The following is a 25,646-nucleotide window of genomic DNA, read 5'->3' as shown; positions in this document are numbered from 1 at the left end:
TGGGAATAGCACGGAAAGCACACACAGGGACAACTCGCATTACATTTGCTCCATTCGGTTAGAAGTTATTTGGCTGGAATTGGTGTCAGGGGACGGCGCAAGCGGCTCCGGCTCGCGCCAGACGCTGTGCCGCTCGCCGCAGCGGCCGCGCCGGCGCACGCGCGCCGCCATCCACAGCAGCGCCAGGCCGCCAAGCAGCGACAGGCCGTCGATCCACAGGTAATCGGTTACGTACGGTTTGGCGATCGGCATGCCGGGGAACACGCTGGCCAGCAAGCTGGTCGCCGGAACCAGCAAGGTCGCCAGCGCCGCGGCGAGCGTCAGCCGGTAACCGGCCCAGGCCGCGCCCTTCACCAGCGCCGCCAGCAGGCCCACGCCGAGCGCGGTGTTAAAGACGGACAGGCCGATGCCGGCCATGTCCAGGCCCAGGCTGGCTTCCCAGCGCAATGCCACCAGGCCCAGCGGCAGGCCGATGACGGCGCCCAGGCACAGCCCGACCGTCAGCGCGGCGACCCAGCGCACGTGGCGCGGCTGTTCGAGGGGAACGGCAAGCTGGCGGTTCTTGCGCAGGCGCGATTCGATCCACAGCAGGTTGCCGGTGTAGAACAGGATCGCGCCGAGCACGCCCATCACGGCGTACGCCACGCGTACCGGTACCCCGCCAAAGCTGCCGAAGTGCAGCGCGAAGATGGCCGACAGGGTCGCTTCCCAGTTGGTCTGCTGGTGCGGCAGCAGGCTGATGCCCTTGTTGAGCTGGCCGGTGACGGGGTTGAAATTCATGAACCCGGCGCGCGGCGCGCGCATGTGGCCGCTCCAGTCTTCGCCGCCCATGTTCACTTGCGGTTTGGGGCTGTTCAGGCCGCGGTAGGTCAGTTCGGTCGGCGTGAAACTGGCGGAGCGCGCCCGGGCGCTGGCCAGCATGGCCGACGGCGCTGCCCAGGCTGCGCTGGCGCCGGGGCCGGCCTTGCCCTTGGCGCGCGGCGCCGCGTCGGCCTGTTTGCCGATGGCGTGAATGGTGGCGTCCTGCGTTTCGTAGACCCAGTCGTGCAGGCAGAAGCCGGCCGTGGTCAGGGCAATGGCCAGGTGGAACGGCAGGCTGGTGATGCCGATCAGGTTGTGCGCGTCGAGCCAGAAACGCTTGACGTTGGCGGTGATGCGCAGCAGCAGCAAATCCTTGACCAGCGACGGCAGCAGGATCACCACGCCGGAAATGAGCGCCAGCGCGTACAGCAGGGCCACGAAGCCGATGATCGGCTCGGCCACGGCACCGGCCAGCGGCAAGCCGCCGTTGCGGTGCACTTCGTCGACGAAATCGCCGGCCGGTCCGGTTTGCGCGGAGTCCGTTTGCAGCTGGCCGGCTGCGTCCAGGGTCACCTGCCAGCTGGCACCCTGCTTGTCGGCATAGCGCATGCGGCCGAAACCTGGCCGTTTGCGGTCCAGCACCAGCACGGCGCTGCCGATAGCGTCGTCGCGCGTGGCGAAAAATGCCCGGGCCAGCGCATCGACCGGCGAACTGGCGGCCTGCTGCGCGCTGGGGACCGCCTCGGCCCAGCGGCCGATTTCCGGCTTGAACATGGTGAACGCGCCGGCGTAAAAGGCGATGAACAGCATCACGCCGCCGAGAATGCCGACCCAGGTATGCACCGCTTTATAGGTGCGCACGATCTCCGGCTTCATGCGGCGCTCCCGCCGGCCTGCATCAGGAGGTAGCAGGCGGCAGCGGCCAGCGCGTTGGCCAGGGCCAGCCAGGTCCAGCAGGCGCGCTTGCTGCGCACCAGGAAAATCAGGGCGATCACGCTCACCCACAGCGGATACACGACCCACATCGTCAGTTGCCCGACGATCGGGCCGGCGTCCAGCCATCGCATCACCTGGTGCAGCACGCCGCTCAGGGCAATCGCCAGCGGGTAGCCCAATACCAGGGCGACGACGCCGTTATGCAGCAAGACCCGGTCGCGGTGCGCGGTATCCTTAGCCATGCGCCCTCCCCGCGTGCGCGCGGCGCACCGCACGCAGCACGCCGACAAGCGGCAGGGCGATCATCCAGATGGCCAGCACAGTCAGGATGGCAGTGAAGGTGCTCGCGCGCGCGGCGAGGATGACGACGGCCAGCAGCAGCGGCACCGCCCCCAGCGCCCAGCGCAGCGCGGGCGGCAAACGTGGTTCGGCCCTGGGTGTGCTGAAATTGCAGCACACGGCGGAGAGCAGCGTCAGGATCAGGGCAAGGGCGAACAACATACTGGCTTTCAACTCGCCCGTGGGACTGGGGAGACGGCCGCATCTTACCCCAAATGTAAATGATTCTCAATACGATGGTTGAGTAAAAGATATCTTTCAGAAGAAATTGCGTTCCGCACGGAAATTTTGTATAGTAATCGAACCCGATTTCCGGGTAGGACCAAGGCCCCAGCGCCGCCTGCGCGTCCACGCAATCACCGAATTCCCTCCGGCCATGCTCCCGCCGATCCTTTGCACTGTTGCAAAATGCTGACGCTGCGCGTCACTGACCGGGCTGGACCATGGACATCGACCTCGCTTTTTCCGACGACACCTGGCGCGTGCGCGCGCCCTGCATGCCCGACAGCGGGCAGGAAGAACGCTTCGACCGCCTGACCCGCCTGACCGCCATCGCCATGGCAGTGCCGATTGCGCTGGTGTCGCTGGTCGATGAAGAGCGCCAGTGGTTCAAGTCGCGCGTTGGACTGGACGCGACCGAAACGGCGCGTTCCATCGCTTTCTGCAGCCACGCGGTGGCCGAGCGCGAGATGCTGGTGGTCGAGGACGCGCTGCAAGACCCGCGCTTTCACGCCGATCCCCTGGTAACCGGCGCCCTGGCAATCCGCTTCTACGCCGGCCAGCCCGTGTTTTCGCACGATGGCGAAGCGGTCGGCACGCTGTGCATCATCGATACCGTGCCGCGCCAGTTCGACGACGCGGCGCGCCAAAGCCTGCGCGACTTCGCCAGCCTGGTCGAGGATGAACTGAACAAGGGCACGCTGATCGCCGCGCGCGTGAGTGCCGAAGGGGCGCTGCAGGCGCTCAACATCGAACTGGAAAAACGCATCGACGAGCGCACCGCCTCCCTGAGCGACGCCAACGACACGCTCAAGCGCGAGATCCGCCAGCGCCTCAGCGCCGAAGCGACCCTGCGCGCCAACGAGGAGCGCATCCGCACCATCATCAGTTCCTCATTCAGCGCATTCATCAGCACCGATGCGAATGGCATGGTGGTGGACTGGAACCCGTCGGCCGAGCGCACCTTCGGCTGGACGCGCGAGGAAGCGCTGGGCCGGGAACTGGCCACGCTGATCGTCCCGGAAAGCTACCGCGCGGCGCACCGCGCCGGCATGCAGCGCTTCACCCGCCATGGCGCGGGCAGCATGGTCAACACGCACATCGAAATGCCGGCCTGCACCCGCGACCATGGCGACATCACGGTCGAAATGACGATCAACGCCTTCGAGGCCGGCGGCGAGACCTTCTTCGGCGCTTTCCTGCACGATGTCTCCGGGCGCATCAAGGCCAAGCTGGCCTTGATGCAGAAGCAGCAACTGCTCGACTCCGTGCTCGAAACGCTCGATGTCGGCGTGGTGGCCTGCTCGGCCGACGGCGAGCTGACCCTGTTCAACCGCGCCGCGCGCGAATTCCATGGCTTGCCGCCGCAGGCGCTGCCAAGCGGCGACTGGGCCTCGCATTACAGCCTGTTTTCGGCCGATGGCACGCGCCTGCTGGAAGAGCGCGACGTGCCGCTGGTGCGCGCGCTGAACGGCGAAACGGTCAGGGATTGCGCCATGCTGATCGCGCCCAAGGGCCTGCACCAGCGCTGCGTGCTGGCCAGCGGGCGGCGCATGATCGGCCCGAATGGCGAGGCCCTGGGCGCGGTGGTGGCAATGAAGGACATCACGGAACTGAGCGAATCGCAGCGCAAGCTCAAACTGAACGAGCAGCGCCTGCGGGCGATTACCGAAAACCTGCCGGCGCTGGTTGGCCAGGTCGACAAGGCCGGCAATTTCACCTTCCTCAATTCGCAGGCGCTGCGTTTTTACGGACGCGAGAACGCCCAGCTGATCGGCCAACCGGTGCGCCAGGCATACAGCGCGCCGGAATTCGAGAAAGTCGAGCAGTTCATCAAGCTGGCGATGCAGGGCAAGCGCGTCTCGTTCGAGGATGAAATCACGGTCGAGGGGCGGCGCTCGTATTACCACGCCTCGTATATCCCCGACATCGACGCCGGCGGCTCGGTCAACGGCTTTTACGCGATGGCCTTCGACATCACCGCGCGCAAGCGCAGCGAGATCCGCCAGCACGACAGCGAGGAGCGCCTGCGCACCGTCACCGACAACCTGCCGGCGCTCATTTCGTACCTCGACATCGACCTGCGCTACCGCTTCGCCAATGCCATGTACAAACAGTGGTACGGCGTCGATCCGGCCGACATGGTGGGAAAATCCATCACCGACGTCTTCCCCGCGCAGTTCCGCGGCCAGCGCGAACAGCAACTGCGGCGCTGCCTCGAAGGCCACACCGTGCAGCTGGAACTGGAAGTCGAACACGGGGGTGAAAGCCGCATCCTTCACTCGGTGTACATCCCGCACATGCGCGATGGCGTGGTGCTGGGCGCCTACCTGCTCTCGACCGACGTGACGGCGGCGCGCCGGCACGAGGCCAACCTGAAGGCGCTGGCCAATACCGATACGCTGACCGGGTTGCCGAACCGCCGCAGTTACGAAGCCGAGCTGGAAGCGGCGCTGGCCCGCAGTGTGCGCAACGGCACCGGCATCGCCCTGATGTACCTCGACATCGACCGCTTCAAACAGATCAACGATACGCTCGGTCACGCGTGGGGCGACGAAGTGCTCAGGGAATTCGCCAGGCGCTTGCTGGGCGCGGTCAGGACGACCGATACGGTATCGCGCCTGGCCGGCGACGAATTCACCATCATCCTCGAAAGCGTGCACTCGTCCGAGGAGTGCGCGAAAGTCGGCGCCAAGATCGTGGAGACCATGCGCCCGCTGTTTTCAGTCGGCGCCATGGCGCGCCAGGTGTCGGCCAGCATCGGCATCGCCTGGACCGGCAGCGCCCAACCCGACGCGCGTGAACTGGCCAGGGAGGCCGACGCGGCGCTGTACCAGGCCAAGGCCGCGGGATGCAATCAATATTGTCTGGGAACGAAGCAAGCGTGATAGCGGGACGCCGGCGTGACCGCGCATATATAATGTCGCGACCTCTTGCCGGCTCCCGGCCCGCACTGCCGGCGCACAAGCATCCGGGCACGCGGCACCCGGATGCGTGCGCCTACCTGCTTGCGCCGGCCTGCCCCTGCGTCGCCACGGCCACGCCATCGCCGGCCCGCCAGCCGCCGCCGAGCACCTTGTAGAGGGTGACCCGGCTGGTCTGCTCGGCCAGCCTGACCGAAATCAGGCCTTGCTGCGCCGCATACAGCGCCCGTTGCGCGATCAGCGCATTCTGGAAGGTATCAGCGCCGTTCTTGTAGCGCGCCTCGTAAATCCGATAGCTCTTGTCGGACGCTTCCACCAGTTGCCGCTGCGCGTTCAGGCGTTCGTCCACCGTGCCGCGCTGCGCCAGGGCGTCGGCCACTTCGCGAAACGCGGCCTGGATGGTCTTCTCGTACTGCGCCACGCCGATATCGCGGTTGACCTTGGCCACCTCCAGATTGGCACGGTTGGCGCCGCCGTCAAAAATCGGCAAGCTGATCGACGGCGCGAAACTCCACACGCCCGAGCCACCGTCAAACAGGCCAGACAGACTGGAACTGGCCGTGCCGGCCTGCCCGGTAAGCGTGATGCGCGGGAAAAAGGCCGCGCGCGCCGCGCCGATGTTGGCGCTGCTTGCTTGTAGCGTGCGCTCGGCCGCGAGCACGTCCGGCCGGCGGTACAGCAGGTCCGACGGCAAACCGGCGCTGACCGCGGTGAGCGCGGTCACGTCCGCCAGGCCGGCATTCGGCAGCAGTTCGGCTGGTACGGCGGCGCCGGCCAGCAGGGTCAGCGCATTCTGGCCCTGCGCCACCTGGGCGGTGTAGGCGGCGGCATCGGCACGCGCCGATTCCACGGTGGTGCGGTCCTGGTACAGGTCCAGCCCGGCCGCCGCGCCGGCCTTGACACGGCTCTCGCTCAGTTCCAAAGAGCGCTGCTGGCTGGCCAGGGTCTGGCGCGCGAGCAGCAGGCGTTCCTGGTCGGCCATCAGGGTCAGATAGGCGTTGGCCACTTCGGCCACCAGAGAAATCTGCACGCTGGCGCGCGCTTCCTCGGTGCCCAGATAGGTTTGCAGCGCCGCTTCCGACAGGCTGCGCACGCGGCCGAACAGGTCTGCCTCCCAGGCGGCCACGCCAAGGTCCACGCCGTACTGCCGATTCACGGCGCCCTGCCCGCCCGCGCTCATCTTGTCGGCCGTGCGCTGGCCGCTCTGGCTGGCGCCGGCCGCCACCGACGGCAACTGCGCCGCGCGCTCGATGCGGTACTGGGCGCGCGCCTTGTCGATGTTCAGTGCCGAGACGCGCAGGTCGCGGTTGTTGGCCAGGGCTAGCGCAATAAGCTTCTTCAGGCGCTCATCGGCGAAGTAATCGCGCCAGGCGATGTCGGCGGCCGCTGCGGCGCCCGCGGCGGCGGGCGCCGGGTACGCCGTGCCGGTAGGCCAAGCCGCAGCGACCGGGCTGACCGGCTGCTGGTACTTGGGCATCATTGTGCAGCCGCTGATCACGGCTGCGAGTACGGTCAGTTTCAAGGTCGGACTAATTGAGCTATTCATTTCAATGCCCCTCCACGGAAGCGATGGCGGGCACAGGCGCCACCTTGTTTTTGCGGATCACGACAGCGCGGACCACCACGAAGAACACCGGCACAAAGAAGATGCTCAGGAAAGTCGAGGTCAGCATGCCGCCCAGCACGCCGATACCGATGGCATTCTGGCTGGCCGAGCCCGCCCCGCTGCTGATCGCCAGCGGCAACACGCCGAGGCCGAAAGCAATCGAGGTCATCAAAATCGGACGCAGGCGCAGGTGCACCGCTTCCAGGGTCGCTTTCCTCACATCCATGCCGCCATCTTCCAGTTCCTTGGCAAACTCGACGATCAGGATGGCGTTCTTGGCAGCCAGGCCCACCACCGTCAGCAGCGCCACCTGGAAGTACACATCGTTCGACAGGCCGAACAGCATGGTGCCGAGCACGGTACCGAGCACGCCCAGCGGCACCACCAGCAGCACCGAGAACGGAATCGACCAGCTTTCATACAACGCGGCCAGGCACAGGAACACGACCAGCAGCGACATGGCATACAGCATGGTGGTTTGCGCACCGGCGGCGCGCTCTTCGATCGACACCCCGCTCCACTCGAAGCCGATGCCTGGCTGCAGCTTGGCGACCAGCTTTTCCATTTCCAGCATGGCATCGCCGGAGCTGAAACCCGGTGCGGCCACGCCCTGGATGTTGAGCGATGGCGTGCCGTTGTAGCGCTCCAGGCGCGGCGAGGCGTAGATCCATTTGCCGGTGGCAAAGGTCGAGAACGACACCATCTCGCCGCTGGCATTGCGGGCGTACCACTTGCCGATGTCTTCCGGCGCCATGCGCGCATCCGAGGCGCCCTGCATGTACACCTTCTTGACGCGGCCGCGGTCGACGAAGTCATTCACGTACGCGCCGCCCCACGAGGTGGACAGCACGTTGTTGATGTCGGCCAGCGACAGGCCGAGTGCGCTGGCTTTTTGCTGGTCCACTTCCAGCTTGTACTGGGGCGAATCTTCCTGGCCGTTGGGACGGACCTGCACCAGCATCTTGCTTTGCGCGGCCATGCCGAGCAGCTGGTTACGCGCGCCCATCAGCGCTTCGTGGCCGAGGCCGCCTTCATCCTTGAGCATCAGGTCGAAGCCGTTGGCGTTACCGAGTTCCATCACCGCGGGCGGGGCGATGGCGAACACCATCGCATCCTTGATCTGGATGAAGCGGCCCATGGCCTTGCCGACGATGGCCGGGGCGCGCAAGAGCTCGCTGCCGCGTTCCTCGACATCCTTGAGCTTGACGAACGCCATGGCCGCGTTCTGGCCGTTACCGGCAAAGCTGAAGCCGGCCACCGAGAACACCGAGGCCACCGCATCCTTCTGGTCGTTCAGGTAATGCTGCTCGACCTGCTCGACCACCTTGAGCGTGCGCTCCTGGGTGGCGCCGACCGGCAGTTGCACCAGGGTGTACAGGATGCCCTGGTCTTCCGCCGGCAGGAACGAGGTCGGCAAGCGCAGGAAACCGACGGCCATCAGCAGCGCCAGCAAGGCGTACACCACCATGGTGCGGCCGGTGCGGGCGATCAGGGTACCGACCCAGCCTTGGTAGCGCCGGCTGCTCTTGTCGAAACTGCGGTTGAACCAGCCGAAAAAGCCCGTGGTGCCGGCCTTGTGGCCTAGTTCGACCGGTTTGAGCAAGGTGGCGCACAGCGCCGGCGTGAATACCATGGCCACCAGGACCGACAGCACCATCGCGGAGACAATCGTGATCGAGAACTGGCGATAGATCACGCCGGTCGAGCCGCTGAAAAACGCCATCGGCACGAACACGGCGGAGAGCACCAGCGCGATACCGACCAGCGCGCCGGTGATCTGGGTCATCGATTTTTTGGTCGCTTCTTTCGGCGACAAGCCTTCTTCGCTCATGATGCGTTCGACGTTTTCGACCACGACGATGGCGTCATCGACCAAGAGGCCAATCGCCAGCACCATGGCGAACATGGTCAGGGTATTGATCGAGTAACCGAGAATGCTGAGCACGGCGAAGGTGCCGAGCAGCACGACCGGCACGGCCATGGTCGGAATCAGAGTGGCGCGGAAATTCTGCAGGAACAGGTACATCACCAGGAACACCAGCACGATGGCTTCGATGAGGGTCTTGACCACTTCCTCGATCGATAGCTTGACGAAGGGCGAGGTATCGAAGGCGACCACGGCTTTCATTCCAGCCGGGAAATTCTTCTGCATTTCCTCGACCTTGGCCTTGACGTTTTTGGCCGTGTCGAGCGCGTTGCCGCCGGTGGCGAGCTTGATCGCCACGCCGGCGGCCGGCTTGCCGTTGAAACGGGCCACGATGTTGTAGCTTTCGCTGCCCAGTTCCATGGTCGCCACGTCGCTCAGGCGCACAACGGCGCCGTCGGCACCGGTCTTGAGCAAGATCGCGCCGAACTGTTCCCGGGTTTGCAGGCGGCTCTGGGCCGACACGGTGGCATTGAGTTGCTGGCCGGGACGCGCTGGCGCGCCGCCCAGTTCGCCCGCCGACACTTCCGCATTCTGGGCGCGGATGGCTGCGCTCACGTCGGCCGGGGTCAGCTGGTAGTTGAGCAGCTTGGCCGGATCGAGCCAGATCCGCATCGCGTATTGCGAGCCGAACTGGGTCACATCGCCCACGCCTTCCACGCGGCTGAGCGAATCGACCACGCTGGAAGCGACGTAATCGCCCAGGTCGGCCTGCTGCATGCTGCCGTTTTCCGAGACGAAACCGAGCACCATCAGGAAATTCTTGGTGGACTTGCTCACCACCAGGCCCTGCTGGGTGACGGCGGCCGGCAGCAGCGGCGTGGCCAGTTGCAGCTTGTTCTGCACCTGCACTTGCGCGATGTCCGGATCGGTACCGTTGCTGAACGTCAGCGTGATGCCGACCGAACCGCTCGAATCGCTGCTCGACGACATGTATTGCAAACCATCGATCCCCTTCATCTTTTGTTCGATGACCTGGGTGACAGCGTCTTCCACCGTCTTGGCGGAAGCGCCCGGATAGCTGCCGCTGATCGAAATCGATGGCGGCGCAATGCTCGGATACTGCGAAATCGGTAGGCCCAGAATGGCCAGCACGCCGCCGAGCATGATTACCAGCGCGATAACCCACGCAAAGATCGGACGGTCAATAAAGAAGCGGGCCATGGTTATGCTCCCGCCGGGGCCGCGCGGCCGGCAGCGGGACCGCCTGCCACGCCCGGGGCGCCTGCGGCGTTTGGTACTGCGACGGTGGCCGGGACAGCCACGGCCGGTGCGCCGGGACGCACTTTCTGCACCCCTTCGACGATCACGCGCTCGCCCGGAACCAGGCCGGCGTTGACCACCCACTGGTCGCCCACGGCCGCGCCGGTGCTCAGCACGCGTTGCTCGACCTTGTTTTCCTTGGTTAATACCAGTGCGGTCGCTTCGCCGCGCTGGTTGCGCGTGACGCCGACCTGCGGCACGGTGATGGCCTTGTCGTCCAGGCCGCTGCCGAGCACGGCGCGCACATACATGCCGGGCATCAGTTCGCCCTTCGGGTTCGGGAACAGTGCGCGCAGGGTGACGTTGCCGGTGCCGGCATCGACGCTCACATCGACGAACTGCAGCTTGCCGGGCGCGCTGTACTTGCTGCCGTCGGCCAGCAGCAGGCTGACCGTGGCCTGGCCGCCCTCTGCCTGTTTCAGCTTGCCGCTCTCGAAGCGGCGTCGCAGCGCCAGCAGTTCGGTGCTGGACTGCGTCACGTCGACATAAATCGGATCGAGCTGCTGCACGGTGGTCAGCGCACCGGCCTGGCCGGCGGTCACGAGGGCGCCGGCGCTCACGTTCGAGCGGCTGATGTGGCCCCCGATCGGCGCGTACACATTGGTGTACTTCAGATTGATATTGGCGACGTCGAGCGCAGCCTGGGCCGATGCGACGTCGGCGCGGGCCTGGGCTGCGCTGGCGAGCGCGTCTTCGCTATCCTGCTTGCTGACGCCTTCGATGGCCAGCAGTTCCTGGTAGCGCTTCGCTTTCGGCTCGGCCGCCAGCAATTTGGCCCTGGCGCTGGCCAGGGTGGCCTTGGCCGAGTTGACCGACGCAACGAAGCTGGCCGGATCGATCTGGTACAGCGCCGTGCCGGCCTTGACGGTGGAGCCCTCGACGAACAGGCGCTTGAGGATCAGGCCGCCAACCTGAGGCCGCACTTCAGCCACCTGGTAAGCGGACGTGCGCCCGGCCAGCTCGGTAGTAACGGTCATCGGCTGGGCCGCGACCGTGTGCACCACGACTTGCGGCGGGCCGGACGGCGGCGGTGCGGGTGGCGCTTTGTTGCTGCAGGCGGCGAGCAGGACGGCGGCGCCAAGGGCCAGCAGGACGGGAGCGCCGGCGGCCGGCTTGCCGGAGCGGGGAAAGAGGGTCGATTGCATGCTGGCTTTCGTTAGTTGAACGGTTGGTGCCTGTCGCGGCAAGCCTGGACTTGCCTTCAAGGCGCCAAACAAGCGTTTCAAACACGCGTTTAATACAACTGTATCAAACGGCTGTTTAGTTGTCAACGAGAAATTGTGAGTTGATAATGTGGCATTGCCCGCATTGCCGCCGCCGGACAATGGAAACGCATGGACAAGGCAGGGGCTGATATGTACAATTCAAAAACCAGAAATTAAACACACGTTTAATTCGCGAAAACCAGGAGTGTCTTGAAGATGAAAGCTGACGACAACGATGTCCGCAACCGCATCATTACCGCGGCCACGGAGTGCTTCGCCGAGAACGGTTTCAAGGCGACATCGGTGCGCAAGATCTGCGAGCGCGCCGGTGCCAACCTGGCGATGGTCAACTATTATTTTGGGAGCAAGGACGGGCTGTACCTGGCGATCATCGACCGCGAGGGCGGCAGCGCCGAGATGGACGAACTGACCGTGCCGGCGCGCGACGCGTCGGTACCGGCCACGCTGCGCCTGGCGCATCTGATCGAACGCCTGCTGGTCGACATGATGACCAGCGGTCCGCATTCACTGATCTCGCGGCTGATCAGCTGGGAACTGGTGGAGCCAACCGCCGCCCTGCGCCATATCGTCGACACGCTGATTGAGCCGCTTCAGGAAGTGATGCAGGAACTGGTGCGCGACATCGCCCCGCCGGGCACGAGCGAGGTCGAGATCCGCAACAATCTGTTCAGCATCCTGGGCCAGATGCTGTATTACAGCCACTCTAAGCCGGTCAATGAAATGATGGCACCGGACATCGTCTACGACGAAGCCGGCATCCGCGAGATCGCGCGCCATGTGACCGCGTTTTCGCTGCGCGCACTGGGCGTGGCCGATGGGGATCAAGGAACACGTTGATGCCGGCGGCCCGCCGGCGCCCACTGCGGCCCACCTCCGTCCGATTGAACGAGGCCGCATTGGCCGACACAGCCAATTGTCATGGCAAGGAAACGACGATAAAAGCGGTGAGGCGCAGGTCGCCTTACTGCGAAAACCATAAAATCAAACGCATCTCTTCCAGTTTGCCCAGGCCGGCAATTTGTTCGAGCAAGCGACGTGCTTCTTTGTCGTCGTGGGGCAAGGCCGCTACCGCGTCCCGGAATTCGGTACAAGGCAAGCAATGCTCGTCAAATGCTTCCGTGCCAAACGAGATGAAATGATTCTTGATTTCGGTACAACAAACGGCCGGCAAGCCGCGCAGCCCGGACGGAAAACGGCCAGCCACCCCGAACAGCTCCCACAACGGCGGGTTGTATTCGCTGTAGACGTCTTGGGGATAAAACCCGGTGAGATACGTCGTGTCGTTGAGCCAGTCTTGACGCGGGTTCTCATCATCAAAACCGATGGTCTTGATCATTGGCAGAACCAGTTGCCAGCGCCCGTCCCAACGCTCTTCAAGATAGACCTGGATATCGCTAGGCATACGATGCCCTCCGACGCAACGTTCCGGATCGCCCGGAAGAATTGGGTGACGCCGCTTTACGACGTTCAGACATGCATTGCCCGATATTCATCGATCATTCTCCGCTCGGCCAAGCGCCATGCTACCGCCCTTGCGTGAAACCAGCAAAGGCGGTGCCGCGCGGCGGGAGAAGTTCGCTTAGTTCAGCAGAATGGCCTTGCGGTACGGTGCCGTTGGGGGACGCGGGAACTGTACGCCGGCATACGCGTTGCGGAAGCAGCTTGCCTTGGCGTTCTCGACATCGGTCATGGTTTTGGTGACTTTGCCTTCCGCATCGAGGATCAGCACGATCGTGATCGGATATTTCGACTTGCCGTGGCAATTGCCTTTCTGGTCGAGCTTGCGCTCGTTATTGAAGGCGATCGATTCGTTCTCGTATTGGGTGGCTTTCGCGTTCGGAAACTGGGCATTGAACTTGGACATTTCGCCGGCGAAGTCCGGATTTTTTGGCGACGGTGCTTCGACGGCATTCGGGTCGGCCTGCTTCGTCCCGGTGGTTTCGCAACCTGCCATCAGTACCGCGGCGCACAGCATTGAAATTTTGATTAAGTGTTTACGCAAGTTATTCTCCGGTGATCATAGTGGGGCCAACAGGGCTGGACCCAGCCGCATGTTGTCGAATCGCTATTGTAGCGGGAAGTAACCTTCCTTTCATTTTGATTCCCGCACGGAAACTATCTCAGGCGCGCGGCCTTTGCCCCCCTGCGATGCGGCCAGCCGCGAGCGCATTGCCGCCGTCGTGTGCACCTTGCCCTGCGCATCGATCAGCATCACCTCGTCCAGGCCCATCCGCGCGGCCATCGCTTCCCAACCGGCCGGGCCGGTGATGAACAAGGGTTTCGAGTTGCCGTCCGACCGCAACCCGGCATCCCGCCCCCCCGACGTGACGATCGTGACCGACGCCACCAGGTCGATCGGATAACCGCTGCGCGGGTCGATGATGTGCGGGTGGCGCCTGCCATCCTTGAGAAAATAGCGCTGGTAATCGCCGCTGGTGCCCATTGCCTCGTTGTCGCGCAGGGTCACGTGCGCCACGGCGCCGGCCGCGCGCGGGTCCTGGATGCCCACCCGCCACGGGCGCTCCCCCGGCTGGCCGATGGCGATCACATTGCCGCCCACGTTCACCAGCGCCGCCTTGGCCCCGCCCTGGCGCAAGATCTGCGCCGCGCGGTCCAGCGCGTAGCCTTTGGCGTAGCCGCCCAGGTCGATCATCACCGCCTTGTTGGTGCTCGAAATCGTGTTGCCCTGGTAGCGCAGGTCCGACATGCGCGGGCGCGCGTCGAGCCAGCGCCGGATCTCCTGCGCCGGCGGCGCCTGGGGCGCGATGTCGCTGCTCTGGAAACCCCACAGCCGGATCAGGCGCCCGATGGCCGGGTTGAACAGGTTGCCGGATCGGTCGGCCACCACCGTCGCCGATTGCAGCAGCGCGGCCATCTCTGCATCGGCGGTGAACGGTTCGCCGCGCGCGATGGCTTCGTTGAGCGAGGTGAGCATGCTCGGCTGCCAGGAGTGGTATTTGTGGTGCAGCCGGTCGAATTCGTTCAGCACGGCGCCGCTGAGCGCATCGGCGCGTTCGGGCGAGCCGCCGTGGATGCTGATCTCGACCGCGGTGCCGAACACGTGCCCGCGGGTGCGATGGACCGTGTCTGCGCGCTGGCAGCCCGCCAGCGCCAGCAGGCACAGCGCCGCCGCGATCAGTGTTGCTTGAAATGCGCGCATGGTGTTCTCCCCTGGACAGGGCGGCAGCACCGCCCTGTTCGCGTCAGCGTCCCTTGCTGACCATGAAGTCGACCACCGACTTGATTTCCTCATCCTTGAGGGCCGCATTGCCGCCGCGCGGCGGCATCAGGTTCAAGCCATTCGTGGCGTTGGCATACAGGACGTCGATGCCCTTGGCGATGCGCGGCGTCCAGGACGGCTTGTCGCCCAGTTTCGGCGCACCCATGACCGCGGCGCCGTGGCAGGAAACGCAGGAAGCCGCATAGATCTTTTCGCCGGCGGCCAGGTCCGCCGGACTGGCCGCGGCAGGAGCGGACGCGGCGGCTACAGCGGCCGCAACAGGAGCCGGCACCGCTGCCGGCGCTGGCGCGTTCGTAGTCGGGCCGGACCCAGCGGCATCGGAAGGGGGCGCCTTGTCGCCGCAGGCCGCCAGGGCCGCAACGATCAACAGGGATAGCAAGGTAGTGGTTTTCATGATGTACTTCCAGTCGTTAAAAAAAACGGACAATCAATGGCGCATGTCGCCGGCGGCGTGGCCCGTGTCGAGCATCGCCACCGTGATCTGGCTGTAGGGCAGCACCTTGCCGCCCTCGGCTTTGGCAAACGCGGCCGCCTGGGCGGCATCCGAGAAGGAGCCGAAGGCCGGCCCCATGGAACCCTGCTTTTTGCTGCCGACCACATATAGCGCATCCTTGGCGGCGATCCAGTGCCCGCTCGGCTTGTCCCAGGCCGCCTTGCCCATGTCCTGCACGAACACGCCGGCGATGCGCCGCTTGTGCTCGGGCGCGAGCATCACCGTGAACAGTTCCATGAGGTCGCAGTAATAGTCGGCCTTGCCTTCGGCGTAGTGGATCTGCGCCTTGGGGCCGGGGAAATCGAGCAGCACCATGCCGTCGAGCGCGCAGGCGGTGTCACTGCCCGGCTCCTGGGCGGCGACGCTCAAGGCTTGCTCGCTGCAGGCGGCCAGCAAGCCGGCGGCGGCGAGCGCCGCCAGCAGGCGGTTTATCTTGAAGGACATTTGAAACTCCAGTTGGCAAGTAAGAAGGGAATGACGACCCACGCGGCCATGATGGCCAGCAGCACTACCGGATCGGTCAGGCCGCCGGGCATCACGGTAGCGAGGCCATACATGCTTTGCGCCTGCTCCGAGCTGAAGATGTTGAGCAGCCGGAACACATCGGCGGGGTTGAGCATGAGCAGTGCCGCGAAAGTGTCGCTGCCCAGGCGGCCCTGGCTCAGTACCAGTGCTCCCATCAGGAGCAGGTCGAAAATCAGCACGAAAAAGAACCACAGGCCGATTGCCACCCCGCTGGCGCGCACGCGGTCGAGCGCGAGCACCGATACCAGCATCGAGATGCTCAGGAAAGCCATGCCCATCAGGATGGCGCTGCCGACAAAGCCGGCGTAGTGGTAACCGTCGCGCACCGTCAGCTCGGCCGCCAGCGGCAGCAGGCCGGCCCCGAAACCGAGCACGGTGGAGCTGGCCAGGGCGGCGGCCAGGCCGCAATACTTGCCCAGCAAAATCTCGAAGCGAGTGATCGGCATCGACAGCATCAGTTCGAGCGAGCCGCGTTCGCGCTCGCCGACGATGGCGTCGTAGCCGAGAATGAGCGCGATCAGCGGCACCAGGTAGATCACCAGGCTGACCAGGCTGGCCACCGTCACATCGATGCTGCGAAAGCCGACCTCGCCCTGCTGCGACGCGCCAAAATAGGCAATCGCCAGCGCGAACAGGGCGAAAATGAGAGCCACCGCCACCACCCAGCGGTTGCGGATGCGGTCGCGAAATTCCTTGGCGGCGATCACGCGCACCTGGCCCCACTCAATGCGCGCTTGCATGATGGCCTCCATAGCCAAGGAACAGGTCTTCCAGCGAGGGTTCGCGGATCGTCACGTCGAGCAGCATCGGCGCCAGCGCGGCCAGCACCGGCGCCTTTTGCGCGGCCGCGCAGGCGATGCCGGCCCGGTCGCCATCGAGCCTGAGCGTTAGGCCCGGCAAGTGCGCCAGCGCCGCTTCCACCCCGCCCCCGCAGCCGGGCCGCAGCAGCACCTCGATATGCGACGGCAGCACCTGGCGCGAGCGCAACTCGGCCAGGGTGCCGAGCGCGGCGACCCGTCCCGCGTCGAGGATGACGAGGCGGTCGACCCGGTCCTGGATGTCGGCCAGGATGTGCGACGTAATCACGATGGTGGCGCCGCGCCCCTGCGCTTCGCGCAGGATGCTGTAGAAATCGGCAATGCCTTCCGGATCGAGCCCGTTGGTCGGTTCGTCGAGAAAGATCAGCGTCGGGTCGCCCAGCAGCACTTGAGCAAAACCGAGCCGCTGGCGCATCCCTTTCGAGTAGGTATGCAGGCGCCGCCCGGAGGCATCGGCCAGGCCGACCCGGCGCAGCACGCGGGCGCATTCGGCGCGCGCCACCTGCTTGAGGTCGGCGAACAGATGCAGCACTTCCAGGCCGGAGAGGTTGTCGTAGCTCACAAAACTCTCCGGCAGATAGCCGATGCGGCGCCGCACCTGGCGGAACCGCGCGCTGGAAGTGGCCACGCCGGCGACGCGCACAGCCCCGGCGCTGGCCGGCAGCAGGCCGAGCATCAGCTTGAACAGGGTGCTCTTGCCGGCGCCGTTATGCCCGATCAGGCCGAACATCTCGCCCTGCCCGATGTTGAGGGACACATTGCGGATCGCCTCGACCGCGCCGAAGGATTTGCTCACCGCGTCAAGTTCAATGGACATGTTTGTCATTCCAGCGCTGCCAGTGAGGATTGTTGGGCCGCATGCGCGGATGCCGGTCGACCACGCTGGGTGAACGCAGCACCGGGAACTGGCGCGCCACGAAACGCAAGGTGCTCACCGACGGGCTGGTCAGCAGCAGCTTGACCAGCGGGTATTGCCAGTTGAGGCGGTCGACCAGGTCGCTCGCTTCGTAGGCCACGTCGCCGGCGCCGTCGCCGCCCTGGTCCCAGCCGTTGTAGCCGCTCCAGTAGTTGCCGCGCGTGCGGCCCCATGCGACATCGCGCGAAGCGACGAACTTGACCGCTTCCTCATTGCCGATGAAGTCGTTGCCGTCCACCTCATTGTTCGAGGAACCGGCCGACAGGTGCACGCCGGTGCGGTTGTTGATGACCACGTTATTGCGCAGCACGTTGTACTCGGCGTCGTAGATGAAGAAACCGCGCCCATTGGCCGCCACCACATTGTTTTCGATCACGGAATCCTGGATGGTGCGCAGCATGATGCCGTGATCCTCGTTACCCCAGGCCACGTTGTTGCGCACCACCAGGTTGCGCACTTCCATCAGCGCCAGCCCGCCGCGGTTCTGGTAGGACTCGTTGTTTTCCCACGTGCTGTGATTGGTGTTCATGTAGTGCGTGCCGTAGCGCAGATGGTGGATTTTGTTGCCGCGAAACAGAGCGTGGCGCGAGAGGTCCACGTAGATGCCATCGCGCGCATAGCTGATGTTGTTGTCGATGACTTCCACGTGGGCGCTGTTGAAGACCTGGATGCCGTTGCCGCGCGCGGCCGACTGCAGATCGCGCTTGCCGGTGATGGTGTTGCCGGTCAGGGTGGAATGGTCCGATTTATCCAGGAATACGCCGAACAGGGCGTAGCTGACCACGCAGTTGCGCAGCACGAAACGGTGGGCCCCGGATACCACGTACACACCCGCATTCTGGCGGTCGAGGTCGGCGCCGCTGTCGCTGATGATGAGGCCGTCGATGGTCACATCGCTGCTTGTTACCCGGATCACGTCGCCGCTGTTCTGGCCGCTGATGGTCGGACGTTCCTGGCCGCGCAGGGTGAGCGGCTTGTCGATCAGCAGCCGTTCGTTGTAATGGCCGCGCGCGACCAGCACCGTGTCGCCCGCGCTTGCGGCGCGCACGGCGGCACCGATCGATTCTCCCGCGCGCACGTGCAGCACGGCGGCGCTCGCTGCGCCGGCGTACAGGGCCAGCATCAAGGCAAGGCTGGCGGCGCGGACAGTCACGGCTTTTCCCCGGCTGACGAAGTCGCCTTGGCCTTGAGCACGCCGCGCACCGAATCGAGGGCGATGAAGTAGCCGCCGGCATTGATGGGCGTGAGCGCCTGGCCATGCTTTTCGCGCAGCTTGCGTTCCTTGACCAGCGGCGGACAGGCATGGTCATCGTAGTAAAGAATCATGCAGTCGAGGCACAGCATGCACTCCATCTGGTCGATGCGGCCGGCGCTGTCGATCGCATGCGAGCCGCACCCGGCCGCGCAGGCATGGCAGGTCTGGCACTCGGCCTTGCGCTTGAGTCCGAACAGGCGGAACTTGCCCGGAATCGCCAGTCCGGCGCCGAGCGGGCACAGGTACTTGCAATAGGGCCGCTCGCTCAGGAACGACCAGCCCAGGATGGCGCCGATAAACACCCAGAACGGCCACGTACAGTTCCAAACGCCGACGATGAAGGTGGTCTTGAATGGTTCGACCTCGGCCAGCTGCTCCGCCGTTTCCATGGAATAGAACGACACTCCCAGCAGAACGGCGAAAATGAGGTACTTGAGCCACCTGAGCTTGTCGTGCAGCGGCTTGGGCAGCAGTTTCTGGAAGCGTCCCAGCCGGACCGCCTTGCCGATGCTGAGCGCCAGCTGCTGCAGCGATCCGAACGGACACAGCCAGCCGCAAAAGACGCCCCTGCCCCACACCAGCACGCTGACGATGATGAACCACCAGAACAGGAAAATGAACGGATCGGACAGGAACAGTTCCCACTTCCACTGGTGCAGCAGCGAATGGAACCAGGTCAGCACCTGGGTGATGCTGGGCTGGGCCTTGAGGTAAAAACCGAGGAACACCACGCTGACCAGCCACAGCACATGGCGCGGGCGCTCGATCCACGGCTTGTGCTTGCGTTTGGATGCGCGCACCAGCCGGTCGCGCTGCGAATACATGACGGCCGTAAAGGCCAGCACCAGCAGGAATAGTCCGATCTGGACAATCTTGCCCTTCCAGATGGCGCGCCAGCTCGCCTCGGGCTGGACGATGTGCGGGCGCCCGCCCTCGAGGTAGCGCGCCGGCAGCCAGTAAGGTGCGTTGAAGTGGACAAAGGTCTTGGCGCCGCTCTGCGCATCGGCCTTGTTGGCGAGGAAAGTGAGCTGCCATGGCCAGGCGGGATTGAAGTTGGCCGAGCGCACGATGAACACGGCCGACTCGGTAAACGCCGGCGCGCCGGGCGCATGCAGGCCGTACAGGTTCAGGTAATCGGTATCGCGGAAGGTGAAGCTTTGCGGGTCCTGGCGCACCTGGACGCGGTCGTAGATGCCGCCGCGCACAAACCCCGAACCCTTGAACGAGGCTTCGCCGTTGGCAATGATGAAAATGGCTTGCTCGTCCGGCTCGAGGTCGGCCATCAGGCGCCGGTACACCGGCTCGCCCAGCACGCTGATGCCCACCGTGGGCACGTTCAGGTGGCCAAAATACATGTCGATGTAGGTGGCGCCGCCCGCCAGGCCCACATCCTTGCGCTGCAGCTGGAAGCGCGCCACGCTGCCTTCATCCAGCAGTTGCTGCCAGCTCAGGCGCTCGTTGAGGGCAGTGTAGCGCGGCGCAGGACGCACCTCGGTCTTGAAGATGCCGACCTGGCGCCCGATGTCATAGGCGCTGCGCGAAATGACCTGGTTCTCGGCAATCACGGTGACGGTGGCGCCGCTGATGGCGTCCAGCCCGACAGTGCCGCTGGCCTCGTCGCCATGGCCGATTTCCAGCTTGGCGTCGCCGGATTTGCCGATGTACTGATGGATAAATTTGAGCAGGGTCGATTCGTCGATCCCCGCCAGCAGAATAGGTTCGGAGTGCTTCAGCACGCGCACCCCGGTAATGATGCCGCGCGTATCCATGCCGATCAGGGTGATGATGGGCTTGCCCGAATACGCGGGAATGTCGACCACGTCGGTCGACAGGAACACATAGCCGACCACGCGCTCGGCCTTGTCCGGCCCCACGGCGATGGCCTCGACATAACTCGGCCGGCCCTTACGCAGGGAAAACTTGTTCGCCTGAGGCATGACATCGCGGCAAGGCGCCTCGGTGCACAGGTCGGGGCCATGCAGCAGTTGCCGGGACAGCTCGGCCGAATAGACCGATGCGCGCGCCGGGCCCGCCGCCAGCAATAGCAGCAGGGCGAACAGGCGCAGGAGGACGTTCACGGCGCGCATCGGTGACCAGGCTTACGCTTCGACCAGCAGGCGGCTGCGCATTTCGAGGTGCAGCGCGTGGCAGAAGTGGGTGCAATAGATCCAGTAGGCACCGGCACGGTCGGCCTTGAACGTCACCGATTTGGTTTCCTGCGGGTTGACGATAAAGTTGATGTTATGCGTAGGAATGGCGCAGCCGTGCGTCAAATCTTCCACTTTGTCGTAGTTGGTCAGCGTCAGCGTGACCTCGTCGCCCACCTTGACTTTGATAACCGGCATGCTGAACGATGGCGCCTGCGACATCATGCGCACCTGCACCTTGTTGCCTTTGCGCTCGATGCCCGCGGTTTCCGGCGTGACCGCGTTAGGGAAGTCGGCCATGGTATGGATCTGGCGCGTCTTGACCACGTCGCGGCGCACGATGATGCCGTCGTGCGGTTCCGGATAGGCGGTATGGTCGGCCATCAGGCTCATCTTGGCGCCGCTGATGTCGATCAGCTGTTCGGTTTCGCAGTGCAGCGGGCCGACCGGCAGGAAACGGTCTTTCGAGAACTTGTTACCCGAGTTGAAATACTTGCCGTCCGCTTCCTTGGTCTCGCCCATCGATGCGTAGCCGTGGCCGGGCTGGTAATGCACGTCGATGCGGTCGAGCACGACCTTGGCCGCCTTGTCGCCCTTGAACTGGGCAATCGACGCATCCACGTTCCATTTCACGACCTGGCTGTCGAGGAACAGCGAGGTGAAGGCATTGCCCTTGCCGTCGAACGCGGTGTGCAGCGGTCCCAGGCCCAGTTCCGGCTCGGCCACCACGCAATCGCGCGGCTGCTTGACTTCGCCGCCGAACCAGCCGAGGACCTTGGTCAGTTCGATCACGGTCGCGGTTGGCGACAGCTTGCCGGCGCAAACGAAATATTTTCCGTCCGGGCTGGCGTTGACGCCGTGCGGGTTCTTACCGACCGGCACGTAGCAGGTCAGCGCGGTGGCAGGGTCGGCGTTGGCGGCCTTGCGACCGTCGACCACCGGCACCTTGGAGCCACCGATGGTGGTCGACTTGCCATCCTTGATGGCCGCTTCGATACGGGCCACGTTGAAGAACACGCAGGCATCGCGCTCGGCCGACATCATGCCGGCCAGGTCGGCGCCACCCTCGGTGTTGTACTGGGTGGCGGCGGCCAGCTTGCCGTCGTAGGACGACGCGACCAGCTCCATGTTGCCGTCGATGCGGCACTGCCAGCGCACTTCCATGCTGGCCGCGTCGACGCAGGTAAACAGGCAGCCCCACTTGCTCGGATCGTCCAGGTCGCGCCCGTCGTTCGGCAGCGGCATGTGGAATTCGGTGCCGCAGAACACGCGCGTGGTGTAGTTGATGGCGGCGTCGACCGGGTCGCGCTTGTCCGGGAAAATACCGTGGAAGCCCATCACGTTCGGCAGGCTGGTGATCTTGTCGCACTCCATCGTATCCATGCGGATGCGGGCCAGGCGCGCGTTGATCTTGTCGTTGACGAACAGCCAGCGGCTGTCGTACGTGCCGTCCTTGTAGCTGCCGTGCACGTGGTGGGTGTCGCCCGTGGTGTACTGCAGGCTGCCATCGGGCTTGGTGCCCATGATCGCCTTCGATTCGTTGGTGATGCCCCAGCCGACCATGCAATCGGTATTGAACACGGGGATGCGCTTGAGGGTACGGCCCGACGGCAGGCCGAGCACGCGCACTTCGCCGCCGTGGCCGGCGCTAATAAAAGCGTAATAGGCATCGAGCTGGCCGGGTTTGATGTGCTCGCCGGTGTCGGCGGCCTTGGCGGGTGCGGCCGCCTTGCCTGGCGCGGCCTCTTCCTTGCATCCCGTCAGTCCGATGGTGGCGCCTGCGGTGGCCAGGCCGGCCAGGGCGCTCTTGCCGAGAAAATTGCGGCGGCTGCCGGCAATGGCGGGACTGGGCGTTGCTGGACTGTTCTTCTTCATGATTTCACTCTCCGGTTCTGGGCAAGGGGGAACGCTCCCCCATATCGCTGATTCGCGTCGACCTTGGGGAAACGTATGCCGACTGGATAAGTGTAAGGACCGGACCCGGCATTGCCTATGCGCATGACGGTTGTGCGGGGAAGGAAAAAGGTGTAGGCACGGTACGCCGGAATGCGTATGGCGCTCATTACCGGGCAGGCGTAGGGACGAAAAAAAGCCCGCCGGGAACCTCTCCGGCGGGCTTTTGCGGGAACGATGGCTTACATGTTGATTGTCAGCGCCTTGCCCTCATAACTGACTTCCTTGTCGGCCTGATCGAAGTTATCCGAACTCGATACGCCGGCCTTAATGAAGCGCACCTTGAACTGGCGCTTGGCGACCATGCCCTTGTACTGGCCGGTGCGCTCGCCGATGGTCACTGTTTTGGTCTTGTCGTCATAACTGAGCGGAATGCGGGTAAATTCACCCCGGGTGTAGGCATTGGTGACGCCGTCATCCTCGTACAGGCTGAATTTGCCGTCGGCGCCGGTGTAGATATTGAGCGTGATCGGCGCGTCCGGTTTTTCATCGACATACTGCGTCACGGGTCCCATCGGCAGGATCGCGCCAGCCTTGACCAGCAGCGGCATGCGCGCGACCGGGGCCTGCATGGTTACCGTCTTGCCCCCCTGGTGCAGCGCGCCCGTGTAGAAGTCGTACCATGCAGCCCCTTTCGGCATATACACCGTGCGCTCGCGCGCCCCGTACACATGCACCGGCGCCACCATCAGATCGCGTCCGAACAGGTACTGGTCCTTGATATCCTTGACCTGGTCATCCTTGGGGAAATCCATCACCAGCCCGCGCATCACGGTGCCCGAGTGGTAATAGATATCCGAAGCCGAGGCGTAAATGTACGGCATCAGGCGATAGCGCAGTTTCAGGTACCACACCATCGAGTCCTGCGTCTCCGACTTGTCCGGCGCGATGTTGTAGATCTCGCGTTTGACCACTTCGCCGTGTGAGCGGAACAGCGGCGTAAAGGCGCCGAACTGGAACCAGCGCAGATTCAGTTCCTGCCACTCCTTCAGGTCTTCCGGCTTGACCGGGACGGTGCTGGTGGTGCGGTTTTCCTGGGCCGAGCCCACGTCGTCGCCCTGGAAGCGCACTTCCTGGGCGTAGCCGCCGATATCGTGGGTCCAGTTGGGAATGCCCGACATCGAGAAGTTCACGCCGGCCGAAATCTGGTCGTACAGGTTATTCCAGCGCCCCACCGTATCGCCACTCCACACCGCCACCGCGTTGCGCTGGATGCCGGCGAAACCGGAGCGCGACAGGATTAGCTGGCGCGTGTCGGGCTGGTCGCGCTTGAGGCCCTCGATCAGCGCCTGCGTGTGCGGCATGCTGTAGGTGTTGTAGGTGATTTCGCCAGCGCCGTACACGGTCGGCCCGATCAGCTTCTTGAAGTCCTCGGGGCGGGTATTCGACAGCACGTCCGGCTCGCTGTTATCCATCCACCACGAATCGAACCCGAGGCCACCGAGCTTGGTCTTGACCTGGCGATAATAGATATCGCGCGCTTCCTGCGTGTACGGATCGTAGTGGGCGTTTTTATAGCCCGGCCCGACCCAGTCAAGGTCGCCGTTTTCGACGTTCCTGGTCCACATGTGGCCCTTGGACGCAAATTCCTTGTAGTTATCCGTATCGGCGTAGAACTTGCCCCAGATCGACAGCATCACGCGCACATTGTTCTTGTGGATTTCATCGACCATGCCTTTCGGGTCGGGGAAGCGGGACTTGTCGAAATCGTGCGAGCCCCAGCCGTTTTCCGGCCAGTACAACCAGTCCTGCACGATGTTATCCAACGGCCAGCCGCGCTTGCGGTATTCGCGCACCGCGCCGAGGATCTGGTCCTGTGTTTCGTAGCGCTGGCGCGACTGCCAGAAGCCGTAGGCCCACTTGGGCATCATCGGCGCCTGTCCGGTCAGGTGGCGGTAGCCGGCGATCACGCTGTCCATGTTGTCGGCATTGATGACGTAATAATTGATGGCCTGGGCGATCTCGGACGAAAACGTCAGCGAATGGCGCTCCGCCGGCGGCAGCGGATCGTTGTGCGTGATCGCGATCATGCCGCCGGTCGGCTTCCATTCCAGGTGCAGCTTGACCGGCTTGTTGGCCACAAACTTCACCTCGAAATTGTGGTACCACGGGTTCCAGCCCTGGCGCCAGACGTCGAGCACCTGCTTGCCGTCGAGCGTCAACGTCGCGTAATCGGACGAATACAGCTGCATCTTGTGCACGCCGGCCCTGGCCGAACTGAGGGTGGCGTCCCACACCACCTTGACGTCCTTCAGGTCTTTCAGCGGGCCGAGTTCCTTCGGCCAGTTCTCGGCTACATCCTTGAGGTATTTGTAGTCGATGTCGGTTTCGTGGCGGGTCAGCACCAGCTTGTCGCCCACGTAGTAGCGCGCGGTCAGGCCGCCGGCCTTGCCGCTGGCGTCGACCAGTTTCAGGTCGCGCTTCATCGGACCGTAGGGTGTCGGGTCGCCGAAGCGCGAGATCGAATTGTTATCCCACAGGACGCCATAGTTTTTGTCGGAGATAACGAACGGCACCGCCACATCCATATTGTGCTGCGCCAGCAGAACGTCTTCGCCGTTCATGTTCATCTGGGCGTTCTGGTGCTGGCCCAGGCCGTAGTACGCATCTTTCAGGCCGGGATTGAAGCCCTGCTTGATCGCCAAAAACGGCTTGCCGTCGACCTTCACCGGCGTGAGACTCTCGGACGACTGGGTGAGGAATACTTCGCCCCTGGCGTTATAGAACTTCACCAGACCGGTTTTCAGCGATACCCTGGCCGAGATCTTGCCGGCGTTAAGCGTCACCACGTCCTTGTCGGCATCGCTGACCGTGAACTGGCACGCGCAAGGTTTGGCCACCGTCATCATCGAAGGCGTGAGCTCCTTGCCCGGCTGGTCGGACTTGACGACGTGGATGATGTTCTCGCTCATTACCTCAAGGCGCACTTCCTTCGCCGCGCCCTGGTCGGGCTTGACGACCACGCCGCTGCCGGTTTTCTCGAAAGTGCCCGCGAGGGCGTGGCCTGAGGCCATCAACGCCAGGCAGGAAGCGGTTCCCACCAGTGATTTAAGACGCATT

At 64.3% G+C, this 25,646-nt stretch carries 19 protein-coding genes; 2 read left to right on the top strand and 17 right to left on the bottom strand.

Annotation, left to right across the window (positions count from 1 at the left end; translation table 11 throughout):
- Window positions 1-39: 39 nt before the first annotated feature.
- The 3 genes from RBA40_RS22275 to RBA40_RS22265 are packed head-to-tail and all read right to left on the bottom strand — an operon-like array spanning window position 40 to window position 2,238.
- Window positions 40-1,677 (bottom strand): PepSY-associated TM helix domain-containing protein, encoded by a 1,638-nt coding sequence (locus tag RBA40_RS22275; RefSeq protein WP_306650034.1) that lies wholly within the window; start codon window positions 1,675-1,677, stop codon window positions 40-42.
- Entirely contained in the window at window positions 1,674-1,979 is a 306-nt protein-coding gene (locus RBA40_RS22270) for a hypothetical protein (protein ID WP_306650032.1), read from the bottom strand. The genes RBA40_RS22275 and RBA40_RS22270 overlap by 4 nt, the downstream gene beginning before the upstream one ends.
- Complete coding sequence (locus tag RBA40_RS22265; RefSeq protein ID WP_306650030.1) at window positions 1,972-2,238, bottom strand: hypothetical protein; 267 nt, start codon at window positions 2,236-2,238, stop codon at window positions 1,972-1,974. Before RBA40_RS22265 ends, RBA40_RS22270 begins: the two co-directional genes overlap by 8 nt.
- A 281-nt stretch (window positions 2,239-2,519) precedes the next feature.
- Here RBA40_RS22265 and RBA40_RS22260 point away from each other — a divergent pair, with 281 nt between their 5' ends.
- Window positions 2,520-5,183, top strand: coding sequence for a sensor domain-containing diguanylate cyclase (locus RBA40_RS22260; RefSeq protein ID WP_306650028.1), 2,664 nt, complete (start codon window positions 2,520-2,522; stop codon window positions 5,181-5,183).
- A gap of 112 nt (window positions 5,184-5,295) precedes the next feature.
- Here RBA40_RS22260 and adeC read toward each other — a convergent pair whose 3' ends face one another.
- From adeC to RBA40_RS22245, 3 genes are read right to left on the bottom strand one after another with little or no spacing between them, the layout of a single operon-like run.
- Complete coding sequence (gene adeC / locus RBA40_RS22255) at window positions 5,296-6,765, bottom strand: AdeC/AdeK/OprM family multidrug efflux complex outer membrane factor (RefSeq protein WP_306650027.1); 1,470 nt, start codon at window positions 6,763-6,765, stop codon at window positions 5,296-5,298.
- 1 nt (window position 6,766) lies between these two features.
- Window positions 6,767-9,913 carry an efflux RND transporter permease subunit gene (locus RBA40_RS22250; RefSeq protein WP_306650025.1) on the bottom strand — a complete coding sequence of 1,049 codons (3,147 nt, stop codon included), beginning with the start codon at window positions 9,911-9,913 and terminating at the stop codon, window positions 6,767-6,769.
- Between the two features lie 2 nt (window positions 9,914-9,915).
- Entirely contained in the window at window positions 9,916-11,157 is a 1,242-nt protein-coding gene (locus RBA40_RS22245; protein WP_306650024.1) for an efflux RND transporter periplasmic adaptor subunit, read from the bottom strand.
- 276 nt (window positions 11,158-11,433) lie between these two features.
- Between RBA40_RS22245 and RBA40_RS22240 the strand changes: the two genes are divergently transcribed.
- Complete coding sequence (locus tag RBA40_RS22240) at window positions 11,434-12,075, top strand: CerR family C-terminal domain-containing protein (protein ID WP_306650134.1); 642 nt, start codon at window positions 11,434-11,436, stop codon at window positions 12,073-12,075.
- Between the two features lie 124 nt (window positions 12,076-12,199).
- Here the strand turns inward: RBA40_RS22240 and RBA40_RS22235 are convergent, their stop codons facing one another.
- From RBA40_RS22235 to RBA40_RS22185, 11 genes are all read right to left on the bottom strand, one after another.
- Window positions 12,200-12,640: a hypothetical protein gene (locus tag RBA40_RS22235; RefSeq protein WP_306650023.1), complete on the bottom strand. Its 441-nt coding sequence runs from the start codon at window positions 12,638-12,640 to the stop codon at window positions 12,200-12,202.
- A gap of 177 nt (window positions 12,641-12,817) precedes the next feature.
- Entirely contained in the window at window positions 12,818-13,240 is a 423-nt protein-coding gene (locus RBA40_RS22230; protein WP_306650021.1) for a hypothetical protein, read from the bottom strand.
- 90 nt (window positions 13,241-13,330) lie between these two features.
- Window positions 13,331-14,398 (bottom strand): FAD:protein FMN transferase, encoded by a 1,068-nt coding sequence (locus RBA40_RS22225; protein WP_306650020.1) that lies wholly within the window; start codon window positions 14,396-14,398, stop codon window positions 13,331-13,333.
- A gap of 43 nt (window positions 14,399-14,441) precedes the next feature.
- Window positions 14,442-14,873, bottom strand: coding sequence for a c-type cytochrome (locus RBA40_RS22220; protein ID WP_306650018.1), 432 nt, complete (start codon window positions 14,871-14,873; stop codon window positions 14,442-14,444).
- 33 nt (window positions 14,874-14,906) lie between these two features.
- Window positions 14,907-15,416 carry a nitrous oxide reductase accessory protein NosL gene (locus RBA40_RS22215; RefSeq protein ID WP_306650016.1) on the bottom strand — a complete coding sequence of 170 codons (510 nt, stop codon included), beginning with the start codon at window positions 15,414-15,416 and terminating at the stop codon, window positions 14,907-14,909.
- Window positions 15,401-16,237: an ABC transporter permease gene (locus RBA40_RS22210; RefSeq protein ID WP_306650014.1), complete on the bottom strand. Its 837-nt coding sequence runs from the start codon at window positions 16,235-16,237 to the stop codon at window positions 15,401-15,403. Before RBA40_RS22210 ends, RBA40_RS22215 begins: the two co-directional genes overlap by 16 nt.
- Window positions 16,221-17,132: an ABC transporter ATP-binding protein gene (locus RBA40_RS22205; RefSeq protein ID WP_306650013.1), complete on the bottom strand. Its 912-nt coding sequence runs from the start codon at window positions 17,130-17,132 to the stop codon at window positions 16,221-16,223. Before RBA40_RS22205 ends, RBA40_RS22210 begins: the two co-directional genes overlap by 17 nt.
- Window positions 17,122-18,354, bottom strand: coding sequence for a nitrous oxide reductase family maturation protein NosD (locus RBA40_RS22200; protein ID WP_306650132.1), 1,233 nt, complete (start codon window positions 18,352-18,354; stop codon window positions 17,122-17,124). The genes RBA40_RS22205 and RBA40_RS22200 overlap by 11 nt, the downstream gene beginning before the upstream one ends.
- A 26-nt stretch (window positions 18,355-18,380) precedes the next feature.
- Window positions 18,381-20,573: a 4Fe-4S binding protein gene (locus tag RBA40_RS22195; protein ID WP_306650012.1), complete on the bottom strand. Its 2,193-nt coding sequence runs from the start codon at window positions 20,571-20,573 to the stop codon at window positions 18,381-18,383.
- Between the two features lie 12 nt (window positions 20,574-20,585).
- Window positions 20,586-22,508: a TAT-dependent nitrous-oxide reductase gene (gene nosZ, locus RBA40_RS22190; protein WP_306650010.1), complete on the bottom strand. Its 1,923-nt coding sequence runs from the start codon at window positions 22,506-22,508 to the stop codon at window positions 20,586-20,588.
- A gap of 260 nt (window positions 22,509-22,768) precedes the next feature.
- Window positions 22,769-25,645 (bottom strand): glycoside hydrolase family 31 protein, encoded by a 2,877-nt coding sequence (locus tag RBA40_RS22185; RefSeq protein ID WP_306650009.1) that lies wholly within the window; start codon window positions 25,643-25,645, stop codon window positions 22,769-22,771.
- Window position 25,646: the final 1 nt, after the last annotated feature.

The sequence above is a fragment of the Massilia pseudoviolaceinigra genome (assembly GCF_030846505.1).
Lineage (GTDB): Bacteria > Pseudomonadota > Gammaproteobacteria > Burkholderiales > Burkholderiaceae_D > Telluria_A > Telluria_A violaceinigra.
Note: the sequence above shows the minus strand (reverse complement) of the source record. Positions and strands in the feature narration are given on the sequence as shown.